This is a genomic window from Isoptericola sp. S6320L (assembly GCF_023015685.1).
Classification (GTDB): Bacteria; Actinomycetota; Actinomycetes; order Actinomycetales; family Cellulomonadaceae; genus Isoptericola; species Isoptericola halotolerans_A.
Window position 1 is genome coordinate 56,273 of sequence record NZ_JALKAT010000017.1, and the last position, 13,260, is coordinate 69,532.

Sequence of the window (13,260 nt, forward strand, 5' to 3'; positions counted from 1 at the left end):
CCACAGACTGAACGTGAGGCCGTCGCCGTCGGCGAATGCATCCGGCGCTGCCGACCTACGCTCTCTGGCGATGGCGTTGAAGCACGTCAGCGGCCGATGCCGACCCGAACGGTGACCTCGGCTCGGCGAGGCGTCGAGTCGCTCGGGTAAGAAAAGTTCAGTAGGAAGCGTCAGAAACGTTGACTAGAACTGGTTGAGAAGGTTGCATAGACGGCGTGAGCAGCCAGTACGCGCGGCGCGTCGTGGACAGCTTCCTCGACGACTTTCAGCCTCACCTGCGGGCTCTTGCCCTGCAGGGCCCCAAGGCGGTGGGCAAGACCGCCACCGCGAGCCAACGGGCCCGTACGGTCTACGACCTCTCCGATGACCAGGTTCGCGAGATCGTCGCCGCCGACCCCGGTGTGTTGACCAGCGCGCCCGGCCCGGTACTGGTCGACGAGTGGCAGCGATTGCCTGCCGTGTGGGACATGGTCAAACGCGCCGTGGACGCTGGCAGCCCGCCCGGACACTTCATCCTTGCGGGGTCCTCGGTCCCCCAGGGCGCGCAGATCCACTCCGGGGCCGGACGCATCGTGCCGCTGCGCATGCGCCCGCTGAGCCTCGCCGAGCGCAGACTCCAGGAACCATCCGTGTCCTTGGCCGACCTGCTCGACGGCGGATCCGACCTCACGGGGGCCACGGAGGTGGTCCTGCGTGACTACGTGCGGGAGATCACCGCGTCCGGACTGCCCCACCTGCGCACTCTGCCCACCCCGGTGCGGGAGGTCGAGCTCGACGCCTATCTCGACAACGTCGTGACCAAGGAGTTCCCCGAGCAGGGGTATACCGTGCGTCGGCCCGCCGCCCTGATGTCCTGGCTGGCTGCCTACGCCGCGGCGACTTGCACGCAGACCGACTACACCAAGATCGTCTCTGCGGCGGCGTTCGCCAAGGACTCCCAGCCTTCCAAGAACACCACCATCGCGTGGCGCGAGGCCCTGGAGAGCCTGTGGCTGCTCGAGCCGGTACCTGCCTGGCCCGGACATCCGGCCCTACCTGCTCTGGCCTCGAAGGAGACCCACCAGCTGACCGACACGGCCCTGGCAACCCGACTGCTGCACCTGGACGAGGCCCGCCTGCTACGCGGTGAATCAGGCTCCACGACCCTGCCTCCGGTCAAGGGGGCGACCAAGTCCGTCCTCGGCCGGCTGTTCGAGAACCTCGTGACATCCAGCGTGCGCACCTACGCCGACGCCGCACGTGCGCAGGTGTTTCACCTGCGCACCGCCAAGGGCGACCGCGAGGTGGACATCATCATCCAGCGGCCAGACGGCAAGGTTCTGGCGATCGAGGTCAAGCTGGCGACCACCGTGGACGCCGACGACGCCCGGCACCTGCGCTGGCTGCGGGACAGGCTCTGCGACGACCTGGTGGACGCCGTCGTGGTGACCACGGGTTCACATGCCTACCGCCGGTCGGACGGTATCGGCGTCGTTCCGGCGGCGCTGCTCGGGCCGTGACGCCACTTCGAACCGCGACCGAAGCACGGGGAGCGGCGCGTCAGGCGTTGATACCGCCCAGGTGGACCAGCCGGGTGGTGGACCGCGCGCAGGATGACACTATGACTTCAACATTGCGTCATCGGGAGCGGGCGTGACGCTATGATTAAGTCATAGTGTCACGCGAGGAGCGGATCGTGCCCACCATCTACCGGACGCCCGAGACCGACCTCGAGGACACCGGAGTCATCACCGAGATCCAGGACCTCCGCGACTCCCTCGCTTTAATGCTCCGCACACCGCGCCGCTGGACGAGCGGTATGCGCCGCACCACGCAGGCACGCGCCATCCAAGGGTCCAACACCATCGAGGGCTACACCGTGTCGGACCAGGACGCTCTGGCCGCTGTCGACGACGAGCCTCCCCTGACAGCAGACCAGCGCACCTGGTCCGAGATCCTGGGCTACCGCCGGATGATGACGTACATCCTGAGGATGGCGCCCGAGCCCGGATTCGCCGTGGACTCCCAGACCTTGCGGTCGTTGCACTTCATGCTGATGGAACACGCCCTGTCGGTCGATCCGGGACGGTTCCGCCCCGGATCGATCTACGTCCGCGACGACACGGCCGATGTCACGGTCTACGAAGGACCGCCGGCCGAAATGGTGACGGAGCTCGTTGACGAGCTGGTGGGCTCGTTGCGGACGGACGGGACCGACACCCTGGTCGACGCCGCCATGGCACACCTCAACCTCGTGATGATCCACCCGTTCAAGGACGGCAACGGGCGGATGGCACGCGCGCTGCAGACGCTGGTGCTCGCCCAGGACCGCGTGCTGGAACCGACGTTTTCCAGCATCGAGGAATGGCTCGGCAAGAACACCGACGACTACTACCGCGTCCTGGCCGTGACCGGCGCCGGCGCCTGGAACCCGCAGAACGATGCCGGGCTGTGGATCAAGTTCATCCTCCGCGCCCACCACATGCAGGCACAGACGCTGCAGCGCCGGTTCGACGAGGCCGACCGAACGTGGGTGGCGCTCGACGATTTCATCGAGCGGTTCGGACTGCAGGCGCGGGTTGCGGACGCGCTGTTCGATGCCGTCCGCGGGCTGCGGGTCGTCCGTCCTACCTACGTAAAGCAGAGCGGGGTCGAGGAACAGACGGCGAGTCGCGACCTACGAGGGCTGGTCTCGGCGGGTCTGCTCGAAGCCCACGGGCAGACGCGGGGCCGCTACTACACCGCGAGCGGGGCGTTGCGAGAGCTCGGAGCGGAGATCCGGGCCGACCGACCAGCGCTGGCGGATCCGTATCCGTGGTTGATCGGGGAGCTGCGGCGGCGGGCCGGGAGGTAGAACGACGCCCACACTTGTACGCAGGTAGCTGAACTGCAGTGGGTCGCGACCCCGAGAGCTCATTCACGCGAGTGGCCTGCGCCCCTCCGAGCTGCCAAGCTCGGGCCCATGGCAGACAAGCACATCCTTCGGGAATGGGTCCTGGAGGCGCTCGAGGAGCTCAACGGGCGGGGTACGGTCGTCGAGGTCTCCCAGGTGGTGTGGCGACGCCACGAGTCTGACCTTCGAGCTGCTGGGAACCTCTTCTACACCTGGCAGTACGACATCCGCTGGGCCGCCCAGCAGCTTCGCAACGAGGGGCTCCTTCGAAAGACGGCACCCCGAAGCCGGGAGCCCTGGAGCTTGCCATGAGTGGCGCGAGCTGAACCGGAGGTCGCCGATGGCATTCACTCAGGCGGACTACTTCGACCTCACGCGAGCGCAGGCAGCTCAGCAATGGCAGGGCATTCTCGCGCGTGCGTGGCCGGCAGCCGGCAAGCGTCAGGTCCCGTTCGTGCCGGTGGAGACTCTCCTCTGCCTCGCGGCGATGTTCGTCGTGGAACACACCCGGTTCGGGAGTAGCAGTGCCCACCGAGCCCCCGAGCCAGTCCAATCGCTCGCGCGCCTCGTGAAGCGCCCACCGACCAGCATCATCGCCAAGATGAACAATCTGGACGGGTCCCGCTCGCACGGTGCGAGCAACGACCTTCTGGTCGGATCTGTCCTCCGGACGGACCAACGTGCGATGGCTGACCTCTATCGAGTCATCCTTGCCGCAGCGCGCGCGGAGGGCATCGACGGCGCGATGCTTCCCGACTTCCTGGGCGTGGAGGGCGGGCGCGATCTGGAGCTCCTTGGCCAAGATGAGCTTGAGGGCGGCGCGCTGGAGTCCGTGGTCGAGCGCGAGATCCACGAGTGGTTGGTCGACGATGTCGAGGAACGCGTGACGGAGCGTCTTGTCGTCGCTTCGCTGAGGGTGGGCCAGCATCGGTTCGCCACTTCGGTCCTCGATTCCTGGTCCCATGAATGCGCCTTCTGTGGATTCGCAATGCACGATGACGTGCGTCCAACCCTTCTCCGCGCCAGCCACATCAAGCCATGGCGAGACTCCAAGGCTCGTGAGCGGCTCGATGCCTCAAACGGGTTCGCTGCGTGCCCGGTCCACGATGCGGCGTTTGACGCCGGGTTGCTGACTGTCACTGACGATCTGGACGTTCAGGTCTCCGACCGGTTGGCACGCACGATCGATGCGAACCCTTCCGCGCGTGCCTACTTCACTGCACCGCAGCTCCGAGGTCGCGTAGCGACCCCGCGCAATGGTCGCCCTCCTGGTACGCCCTATATGGAGTGGCATCGCACCAGAGTGTTCGAGAACACGCCAGCCTCTGCGTGAAGGAGGTTCTGGGCGTCCACCGGCGGCAGCGATGCGGCCGACTTCACCCACCACGCCGGTCACTCTGGTCGCGGCCGTCCAGGCGTTGGCCTCCGGTGACCGCGCGGGCTGATCCCGCCCGGGCGCAAGGCTTCCAGATATGAGACTATCAACTTTGGAAGTCTCACGTCTGAGAGTCTAGCGAGGTCATCATGCGCTCCTTCGTCGGCCGCACCGCGGAGCTCGACGTCCTCGACCGGCTCCTCGCCCGCACGGCCGAGGACGCCGACCGACCAGGTCGCGCGGTCCTCGTCCGGGGTCGGCGGCGCGTCGGCAAGTCGCGACTCGTCGAGGAGTTCGTCGACCGTGCCGGCGTCCCGAGCCTCTTCTTCACGGCTGCCGGCGGCCCGCCGGCCACGGACCTCGCCGACTTCACCGCTGAGCTGTCGGCGTCAGACCTTCCCGACGCCTCGGCCGCGACGCCCTCGGAACCGCCTGCGACCTGGACCAGTGCCTTCCAGATGCTGGCAGCAGCGCTCCCGACCGACCGGCCGAGCGTCGTCGTCCTCGACGAGATGCCCTACCTCGTGCGGGCGGACCCGTCGTTCGAGGGCGCACTGCAACGCGCCTTCGACCGACTGTTCTCGCGCCTCCCGGTGCTCCTCGTCCTGGTGGGTTCGGATCTCGCGACGATGGAGCAGATCAACACGTACGGCCGACCCTTCTACCAGCGCGCGACCGAGATGCTCGTCCCCCCGCTCAACCCCGCCGACGTCGCGGCACTGCTCTCGCTGGGCCCGGCAGAGGCCCTCGATGCCTACCTGGTCACCGGGGGACTCCCCTTGGTCCTCGACGCCTGGCCGTCGGGCGCCGACCTGTGGGCCTACCTCGGTGAGGCGCTCACCGACGCGACATCGGCACTGCTCGTGAGCGGCGAGCGGAGCCTGGCAGCGGAACTCCCCACCGAGGCGCAGGCACGCACCGTGCTCCGCGCCGTCGGGCACGGGGAACGCACGTTCACCACGATCGGCCGGGCCTCCGGACTGCCGACAGCCTCGCTCAAGCGCGCACTCGACCTCTTGATCGCACGGCGAGTCGTCGCCGCCGACACACCCCTGTCCACCCGCCCCAGCAAGGAGACGCGCTACCGCGTCGACGACCCGTACCTGCGATTCTGGCTGCACTTCGTCGGCCCCGGGATACCGCTCATCGAGCGGGGCCGCGGCGACCAGCTGCTCGAACGCGTCCGCGACGGCTGGACCTCCTGGCGAGGGCGCGCCGTCGAGCCCGTGATCCGCGAAGCCCTGTGGCGCTCGGTCGGGCCCGGCCTGTTCGAGCACACCGGCGCCGTCGGCGGCTACTGGACACGCACCAACGACCCGGAGATCGACCTCGTGGGAGCGGACAGGCCCGGCGTCGCGAAGAGCCTCACCTTCGTCGGCTCCGTGAAGTGGCTCGAGCACAGGGCCTTCGACCACCGCGACCTGGCACGGCTGCACCGCCATCGGGACCAGCTGCCGGGCGCCACCGAGGAGACACCGCTCGTCGCCGTCTCGCGCAGCGGTGTCGACGTCGACGGCGTCACCGCCATCGGGCCCGCAGACCTGGTCGGGGCGTGGACCGCGTCCGTGTGACGCAACTGTCGTACCCCGCCGCTACCGTCGCCACCATGACCTACGCCAACGTCGGCACGCTGGGTGCCGCCCCCGGGAAGCGCGACGAGCTCGTGGCCCACCTGACCGGCCGCAGCCAGGAGCTGGCCGACGCCGGCTGCCTGCTCTACGAGGTCGGCGTCCACGACGACCACCCCGACACCGTCTACGTCGCCGAGCTGTGGACGTCGGCAGAGGCCCACCGCGCCTCCCTGCAGCTCGCGAGCGTCCAGGCCTCCATCGCCGCAGCACGGCCGCTGCTCTCCGGGGAGATGGGCGGGTTCGACTTCACCGTGGTCGGCTCGCCCCTGCGCGACTGAGCCGCCCGCCAACGGCGCACGCCGTCGTCGGGCACGCCCGAAAGTCACCCGCTCCCCCACGCGCGTATCAGGAACCCCCGGCGCAGACTCTTCTCGGAGTGACGCGTCACAGCGGACGCGGCACACGCTTCGGCCCTCGGGCCGTGTCGCGCACCCGCAGCAGGATCGCGTCGAGCGCACCCGCGAGCCACCCGGCCGCGCCTACCCCTGCGCATCCCAGGAGTCTGCTCATGCGTCGCACCCTGTCCTCCTGCGCGGCCGTCGTCGCCGCGCTGGTCCTCGCCGCCACCCCGGCGGCGGCACACGGGTCCCACGACCCTCGCCCACCGTCGTCGACGACGATCGCGTCCGGGCTGGTCACCCCGCTGAGCCTCGCCGTCGGCCCCCGCGGCACCACGTTCGTCAGCCAGAACTTCGCCGGCCTGCTCACCGCGGTGGACCGCCGCGGCGAGGCCTCCGTCCTCTACGCCTCGGACGACGGCGCGGAGGTCGGCGGGCTCAGCTACACCCACCGCACCGTCACCTTCGCCGAGACCGGTGCCACGCAGACGGTCAAGCAGCTGCACCTCGACAAGCGCGGCAACCCCCGCGGCGAACCGACGGTCCTCGCCGACGTGGGCGCCTACGAGGCGGCCAAGAACCCCGACGGCGGCGTCACGTACGGCTTCCGCACCGTGCCGGAGTCGTGCCTCGCCGACGTCCCGCCCGAGATCCCCGCCCAGTACACCGGCATCGTGGAGTCCCACCCGTACGCGACCACCACCACCCACCGGGGCACCACCTACGTGGCCGACGCCGCCGCCAACGCGATCCTGTCCGTCGACCACCGCGGCAAGGTCCGCACCGCCGCCGTGCTGCCCGCGCAGCCCGTACGCATCACCGCCGCGGCGGCCGAGGCGCAGGGTCTGCCGAGCTGCGTCGTCGGGCACAAGTACTGGTTCGAACCCGTCCCCACGGACGTCGAGGTCGGTCCGTTCGGCCTGCTCTACGTGTCGCTGCTGCCCGGCGGCCCGGAGGACGACTCTCTCGGGGCGCGCGGCTCCGTCGTCGTCGTGTCGCCGTGGAACGGCCGGGCGCACACGGTGGCCGACGACCTGCTCTCGCCCACCGGGATCGCCGTGGACAAGAAGGGCACCGTCTACGTGGCCCAGCTGTTCGGCGGCGAGATCTCGAAGGTCGGCCGGCACGGCGCCACCGAGGTCGTGTCCGTCCCGCTGCCGGGCGACGTCGAGCTCGACGGTCGCGACCTGCTCGCCACCGTCAACGTCCTGCCGCCCGACGAGACGAGCCCGCCCGACGGTCAGCTCGTCCGGTACTCCCTGTCCGGGCGTCGCTGACGTCCCTCCCCACCCGGGTCCGCGGTGCCGAGCGGCACCGGCCGCGCGGCACCGACCGAGCGGCACCGCGGACCCGGGACGCACTGTTCACCGTCGGTTGAGGCGGCCGTCACAGGCCGCCGCTAGCGTGGCGGCATGACGATGCGACGAGGCACCACCCTGTCCGCCGCCACCGCCCTCGCGGTGGCGCTGTCGGCCGCGCTCGCGCCGGTAGCCGTCGGCCACCCGGACCACCACGGCCAGCACGACGGCAACGGCGGCCACGGCGGCCACGGCGGCGGCCACGGCAAGGACGAGCTGCGCGTGGCGACGTACAACCTGTCGCTCAACCGCGCCACGGCGGGCGAGCTGCAGGCCGACCTCGCCACGGGCGACGACGCGCAGGCGGCCACGGTCGCCGAGGTCATCCAGCGCGCGAATCCCGACGTGGTGCTGCTCAACGAGTTCGACTTCGACGCCCCGGGCACCGCCGTCGACCTCTTCCGCGAGAACTACCTCGAGGTCGGCCAGGGCGGCGCCAACCCGGTCGAATACCGCTACGCCTACTCCGCGCCGTCGAACACCGGGGTGCCGAGCGGGTTCGACCTCAACAACGACGGCACGGTCGGCGGCGGGGACGACGCCTTCGGCTTCGGAGCGTTCGAGGGTCAGTACGGCATGGTCGTGCTCTCGAAGTACCCGATCGCCACGGACGACGTCCGCACGTTCCAGCACTTCCTGTGGAAGGACATGCCGGGCGCGCTCCTCCCGGACGATCCGGCCACCCCCGAGCCGGCCGACTGGTTCAGCGCCGAGGAGCTCGACGCGGTGCGCCTGTCCAGCAAGTCGCACTGGGACGTCCCGATCCGCGTCGGGCGCCAGACGGTGCACGTGCTCGCCTCGCACCCCACGCCGCCCACCTTCGACGGCCCCGAGGACCGCAACGGCCGCCGCAACCACGACGAGATCCGCTTCTGGGCGGACTACGTCACCCCCGGCACGGCGTCGCGCTACATCGAGGACGACGACGGCGGTCGCGGCGGTCTGCACCCCGGCGCGCCCTTCGTGATCCTCGGCGACCAGAACGCCGACCCGTACGACGGTGACTCGTACGACGTCGCGATCGACCAGCTCCTGGACCACCGGCGCATCGTCGACCCGCTGCCGACGTCGGCCGGTGCGGTCGAGGCGGCCGCGCTGCAGGGCGGCGCCAACGACGCCCACATCGGCGACCCGGCCTACGACACCGCTGACTTCGCCGACACCGCGCCCGGCAACCTGCGCGCCGACTACGTGCTGCCGTCGAGGCACCGGCTCCGGGTCCAGGACGCCGGGGTGTTCTGGCCCACCCAGGACGACCCGCTGTCCGCGCTGACCGGCACCTACCCGTTCCCGAGCAGCGACCACCGGCTGGTCTGGGTCGACCTCACGGTCTGACGGCGAGCGCGTCAGGCGACGGCGGCCCGGGCGTCGATCCAGTACCGGCGCTTGGGCGCCTCGCCCTCGACGACGCGCACGTCCTCCAGCACGCCGCCGCACGCCTCGATGACGGCGGCGGACCCGGCGTTGTCCTCGTCGCACGTCACCAGCACCCGGTCCACGCCGGCGTCGGCGAGCAGCGCCACCGACTGCCGCAGCATCTCGGTGGCGTACCCCCGACGGCGGTGCGCGGGCGCGACACCGTAGCCGACGTGCCCGCCGACCTCGCGCAGGTAGTCGTTGAGCGCGTACCGGATGGAGACGCGACCCACGGGTTCGCCGTCGACCTCGGCCACGAGGAAGTCGGCCCGCACCCGGCCGGGCGGCAGGTCCGTGCCGGCGGACTCGCGCCGGACCTGCGCGAGCACCTCGTCCCACGTGCCGTCGGCCAGCAAGAACGTGAAGCCGTCGGCAGCGAGCTCGACGTGCAGACGGCGCAGCGCGGTCTCATCGTCGGGGCGGGGCGGGCGGAGCGTCAGCGGCATCCCCGCATCCTGCCGTCCGGCAGGCCGACGGCGCACGTCCTTTCCGTGCGGTGGCCCGCGTTCACGCCTGGAGGGACCCGGCAGTCTCGGCCGCGTCGTCGAACTGCTCGCGTGCCCGCTCGATGCGGGCCCGGTGGGTGGTGACCCAGGCGAGGACGACGTCGACCGGTTCGCGCAGGGTCTTGCCGAGGTCGCTGATCCGGTACTCGACGGCGACCGGGCGGTCCGCGACGACGCGCCGCTCGACGATCCCGTTCCGCTCCAGCCGTCGCAGCGTGGCGGTGAGCGACTTCTGCGTGATGCCCGGGATCGCCCGGCGCAGCACGTTGAACCGGCACGGCCGTTCGCACAGCTGGTCGAGGATGCTGACGGACCACTTGTCGAGCACCTGGTCGAGCACGTCCCGGTGCGAGGGGTCGATGCGCAGCTCGCCGGGTGGGGTGCGGGTGGTGTCGTCCACGAAACCTGGTCTCCTTGAAGTGTCTGCGATGTACCTGGTATCCAGGGTATACCTAATCGCTCGCTCACCCAGGAGACCACGATGTCCGTTCAGCTCATGACCCCCGACGGCATGCTGCAGCCCACGCCGTATCACCACGTCGCCGTCGGGACAGGTAGCCGGCACGTCCATGTCGCCGGGCAGGTCGCGCTCCAGGCCGACGGCACCCCGCTCGCCCCGGGCGACCTCGCCGGTCAGGTCGCGCACGCGCTGCGCGCCACGGCGCACGGGCTCACCGGTGCCGGTGCCACGTTCGACGACGTGCTGCGGCTGACCTTCTACGTCACCGCATGGGCACCGGAGAAGATGGAGGCCTTCATGGCCGGCGTCGAGTCCGTCGCCGACGAGATCGGCCTGAGCCTGCCCATGCCGCCGGCCTCGCTCCTCGGCGTGGAAGCCCTCTTCGCACCGGACGTCCTCGTGGAGGTGGAGGCCACCGCGATCCTCGACTGAACGTCTTCCGCTCCCCGGGACCACCGCTGCGGGTCACGACGGAGACGTACCACGCCGGCGGGCGCCGACGCTCTTCGTCGTCGGTGGGCCCTCCTCGCTCGCGTGGTCCGGATGGTCAGGATGTCCCGCCGTAGTGCGCGGCCAGCCGCCGCATCCCTTCGTCGATCGACACCGCGGGGCGCCACCCGAGCTCGGCCCGCACGGCCCGCTGGTCGAACCAGTGCGCCGTGGACAGCTGCTCGGCGAGGAACCGCGTCATCGGCGGCTCGTCGGCATCGGGCCGCACGCGCCACACGGCCTCGATCAGCCCGCCGGCCGTCCGCGCCAGGCCGGCGGGCACGCGCCATCGCGGCGGCTCGACGCCGCCGGCCCGGCAGATGCCGGCGAGCAGGTCGGCCACCGTGCGCGGCTCGCCGTTGGTCAGCACGTACGCCCGGCCCCGGACCGCCTCGGGCCGGTCGCCCAGCCGGTCGAGCGCCGCCACGATGCCGTCCGCCGCGTTGTCGAGGTACGTGGTGTCGATGAGCGCCGCCCCGTGACCCAGCAGCGGCAGCCGCCCGCTCGCCGCGCGGTCGATGACCCGCTCCACGAGCTGGGTGTCCCCCGGCCCCCACACGATGTGCGGCCGGACCGCGACGACGCGGAAGTCTCCGCGCCCGTCCGGGGTGCCGCCGTCGTCCCCTGGTCGCGAGGCACCGGCTCCCCGGTCCCGGGAGAGCGCCAGCACCTCCGACGCCGCCTTGGTCCGCGCGTACTCGCCGCGCGCCCGCGCCGGGTCGGCCGGCTCCGCGCCGACGCCCACCAGCGAGGCCCCGGCGTGCGCCACCGACGGCGAGGACACCTGCACGAACCGCCGCACGCCGGCCCGCTCGGCGGCGTCCAGCAGCAGCTCGGTGCCGTGCACGTTGACGCGCTCGAACTCCGCCGGGTCCCCGGCCAGCGACACCTTCGCCGCGAGGTGCACGACGGCGTCGGCCCCGTCCACGGCCCGCGCCACCGTCGCGGCGTCGGTCACCGACCCGGCGACGTCCTCGGCCCCCGCCACGCCCGACGGGCTGCGCTGCAGCGTGCGCACCTGCTCCCCGCGCGCCACGAGCACACGCGCCACCGCACCGCCGAGCAGCCCCGACGCGCCCGTGACCAGGACCGTCACGGGGCGCCCACGCGCCCGCCGGCCAGCACGCCGTCGGCCCAGCGGGCCAGCCGCGCCCGGTCGATCTTCGAGTTGTGCCGCACGTCCGTGGGCATCCGCGGCACCACGAGCACCGCCGCGAGCGCCACCGACGACGCCGCCCGCACCGCCGCGTCGACGTCCCGCGGGGCGAGCCCCGGCCGCCGGGCACCTTCGGCCAGCTCGACCACGGCGACCGCCTGCTGCACCCCGGCGGGGCCGACGCCGACCACCGCCGCGCGCCGCACCGGCTCGGCCCGCTCGATCGACTGCTCCGGTCCCACCGGCGCCAGCGGCCCCTCGACGGTGGTCAGCACGTGCGCGAGCCGCCCCTCGATCCACAGGCGCCCCGCGGCGTCCAGGTGCCCGACGTCCCCGGTGCGGTGCCAGTGCCCCGGCGGCGTGTCCCGCTCGGCGGCGGCATCGGTGAGCCACAGCCGGTCGTAGCGCTCCTTGAGGTGCGGGGCACGCACGAGCACCTCGCCCAGCACGCCGTGCACCTCGTCGCCCTCCGCCCCGGTGCCCGACGACGGCGCCCCGGTCGCCGCGCCGTCGGCGTCCAGCGGGCTGATGGCCACCCCGCCCGCGGCCGCGTCGACGATCGGCCGGCCGACGCACACGCCGGTGTCCGGCGCGGACGCGGCCTCGCGGATGCCGTCCAGCGTGATGTCGGTGACCAGCAGGCACTCGGTCATGCCGTACGGGGTGTGCGCCTGCGCCCCCGGCATGAGCGTCTGTGCCGACCCGAGCAGGTCGGCGCTGATCGGCGCCCCCGTGGACAGGAAGGTCTCGACGCGGTGGAGGGCGGCCCGGTCCGCGGCGTCCAACGCTGCGGCGGTGTCGACGACGTGGAGGATCGCCGCCGGGGACAGGAACACCATGCGCGCGTCGGAGGCACGGACGGCGTCCGCCACCGCCCGGGCGGTCAGGGTGCGGGGCGCGGACACGTCCATGTCGGGCGTGACCGACCGCGTGCCCAACGCCGGACCGAGCAGCGCGAACGGCGCGAACCCTGTGACCAGGCCCGTCTCGGCCGTCACCCCGAAGTGCTCGGCCAGCACGTCCCGCAGCGCGGAGAGCCGGGCGTGCGTGTAGACGACGCCCTTGGCCGGCCCGGTCGAGCCGGACGTGAAGAGCACGGCCGCCTCGTCGTCGGGACCCGGCTCGGGCGGCAGGTCGACGCCCTCGCCCGCACGGGCGACGTCGACCAGCTCGTGGTCCACGCCGAGCGCGCGCCGGCGCACCGCGTCCAACGGGTCGGCAGCGATCCGGACCCCGGGCCAGCCGCACGCCCGGGCGGCCGCGAGCGCCGTCGTCTGCCCGATGAGGTACTGCGGCCACGCGCCGCGCTGGGCGCGGGTCAGCCCGCGGACGCCGAGCCCGGCGTCCGCCACGACCACCACCGCACCGATGCGCAGGCACGCGTAGACCAGGGCCGTCAGCGTCGGTCCGGGCCGGACCAGGAGCGAGACGCGGTCGCCGCGACGCACCCCGATCGAGTGCAGGCCCGCGGCGATCCGTCGCACCTGCCGGTCCAGCGCCCGCCAGGTCACCGTGGCCGGGCCGGAGCCCGACATGTCGAGCACGGCCGGGTCGGAGCGCGTAGCGTCGTCGGCGGCGCGCTCGTCGAGCCCCGCCCAGATCGGCCGGAACGCGGTACCCGACGGCGAGCCGGCCGGCCCCGGAGCAGCGGAGGTGCGG

The 13,260-nt window shown here is 72.0% G+C and carries 14 protein-coding genes; 9 read left to right on the plus strand and 5 right to left on the minus strand.

Features of this window, described 5'->3' with window-relative positions; all coding sequences use genetic code 11:
- The first annotated feature begins 215 nt into the window (after positions 1-215).
- The 6 genes from MWU57_RS10965 to MWU57_RS10990 all read left to right on the plus strand — a co-directional run bounded on the left by MWU57_RS10965 (position 216) and on the right by MWU57_RS10990 (position 6,156).
- A complete protein-coding gene (locus tag MWU57_RS10965; protein ID WP_246909212.1) occupies positions 216-1,499 on the plus strand; it encodes an ATP-binding protein in 1,284 nt (427 codons plus the stop codon).
- 299 nt (positions 1,500-1,798) lie between these two features.
- A complete protein-coding gene (locus MWU57_RS10970) occupies positions 1,799-2,833 on the plus strand; it encodes a Fic family protein (protein ID WP_246909214.1) in 1,035 nt (344 codons plus the stop codon).
- Between the two features lie 108 nt (positions 2,834-2,941).
- Positions 2,942-3,184, plus strand: a complete 243-nt coding sequence (locus MWU57_RS10975; protein WP_246909216.1) for a hypothetical protein — start codon at positions 2,942-2,944, stop codon at positions 3,182-3,184.
- Positions 3,185-3,212: 28 nt separating this feature from the next.
- Positions 3,213-4,205 (plus strand): HNH endonuclease, encoded by a 993-nt coding sequence (locus MWU57_RS10980; protein WP_246909217.1) that lies wholly within the window; start codon positions 3,213-3,215, stop codon positions 4,203-4,205.
- Positions 4,206-4,396: 191 nt separating this feature from the next.
- Positions 4,397-5,818 carry an ATP-binding protein gene (locus MWU57_RS10985; RefSeq protein ID WP_246909218.1) on the plus strand — a complete coding sequence of 474 codons (1,422 nt, stop codon included), beginning with the start codon at positions 4,397-4,399 and terminating at the stop codon, positions 5,816-5,818.
- Between the two features lie 35 nt (positions 5,819-5,853).
- A complete protein-coding gene (locus MWU57_RS10990) occupies positions 5,854-6,156 on the plus strand; it encodes a putative quinol monooxygenase (RefSeq protein ID WP_246909219.1) in 303 nt (100 codons plus the stop codon).
- 106 nt (positions 6,157-6,262) lie between these two features.
- On the opposite strand, the gene MWU57_RS18140 is transcribed toward MWU57_RS10990, so the two are convergent.
- Positions 6,263-6,388 carry a hypothetical protein gene (locus tag MWU57_RS18140; protein WP_258176884.1) on the minus strand — a complete coding sequence of 42 codons (126 nt, stop codon included), beginning with the start codon at positions 6,386-6,388 and terminating at the stop codon, positions 6,263-6,265.
- Here MWU57_RS18140 and MWU57_RS10995 point away from each other — a divergent pair.
- Together MWU57_RS10995 and MWU57_RS11000 are read left to right on the plus strand one after the other, a co-directional pair.
- Positions 6,387-7,493 (plus strand): ScyD/ScyE family protein, encoded by a 1,107-nt coding sequence (locus MWU57_RS10995; RefSeq protein WP_246909220.1) that lies wholly within the window; start codon positions 6,387-6,389, stop codon positions 7,491-7,493. The genes MWU57_RS18140 and MWU57_RS10995 overlap by 2 nt on opposite strands.
- Positions 7,494-7,628: 135 nt before the next feature.
- Positions 7,629-8,909 carry an endonuclease/exonuclease/phosphatase family protein gene (locus tag MWU57_RS11000; protein WP_246909221.1) on the plus strand — a complete coding sequence of 427 codons (1,281 nt, stop codon included), beginning with the start codon at positions 7,629-7,631 and terminating at the stop codon, positions 8,907-8,909.
- Between the two features lie 11 nt (positions 8,910-8,920).
- Here MWU57_RS11000 and MWU57_RS11005 read toward each other — a convergent pair whose 3' ends face one another.
- Both MWU57_RS11005 and MWU57_RS11010 read right to left on the minus strand, forming a co-directional pair.
- Positions 8,921-9,436, minus strand: a complete 516-nt coding sequence (locus tag MWU57_RS11005) for a GNAT family N-acetyltransferase (protein WP_246909222.1) — start codon at positions 9,434-9,436, stop codon at positions 8,921-8,923.
- Positions 9,437-9,497: 61 nt separating this feature from the next.
- Entirely contained in the window at positions 9,498-9,896 is a 399-nt protein-coding gene (locus tag MWU57_RS11010) for a helix-turn-helix domain-containing protein (protein WP_246909223.1), read from the minus strand.
- A gap of 81 nt (positions 9,897-9,977) precedes the next feature.
- Between MWU57_RS11010 and MWU57_RS11015 the strand changes: the two genes are divergently transcribed.
- Positions 9,978-10,388, plus strand: a complete 411-nt coding sequence (locus MWU57_RS11015; RefSeq protein WP_246909224.1) for a RidA family protein — start codon at positions 9,978-9,980, stop codon at positions 10,386-10,388.
- A gap of 115 nt (positions 10,389-10,503) precedes the next feature.
- Here MWU57_RS11015 and MWU57_RS11020 read toward each other — a convergent pair whose 3' ends face one another.
- Both MWU57_RS11020 and MWU57_RS11025 read right to left on the minus strand, forming a co-directional pair.
- Entirely contained in the window at positions 10,504-11,541 is a 1,038-nt protein-coding gene (locus tag MWU57_RS11020; RefSeq protein WP_246909225.1) for an NAD(P)-dependent oxidoreductase, read from the minus strand.
- Positions 11,538-13,260: AMP-binding protein (locus MWU57_RS11025; protein ID WP_246909226.1), on the minus strand; the 1,723-nt coding region annotated here is incomplete at its 5' end. The genes MWU57_RS11025 and MWU57_RS11020, both read right to left, overlap by 4 nt.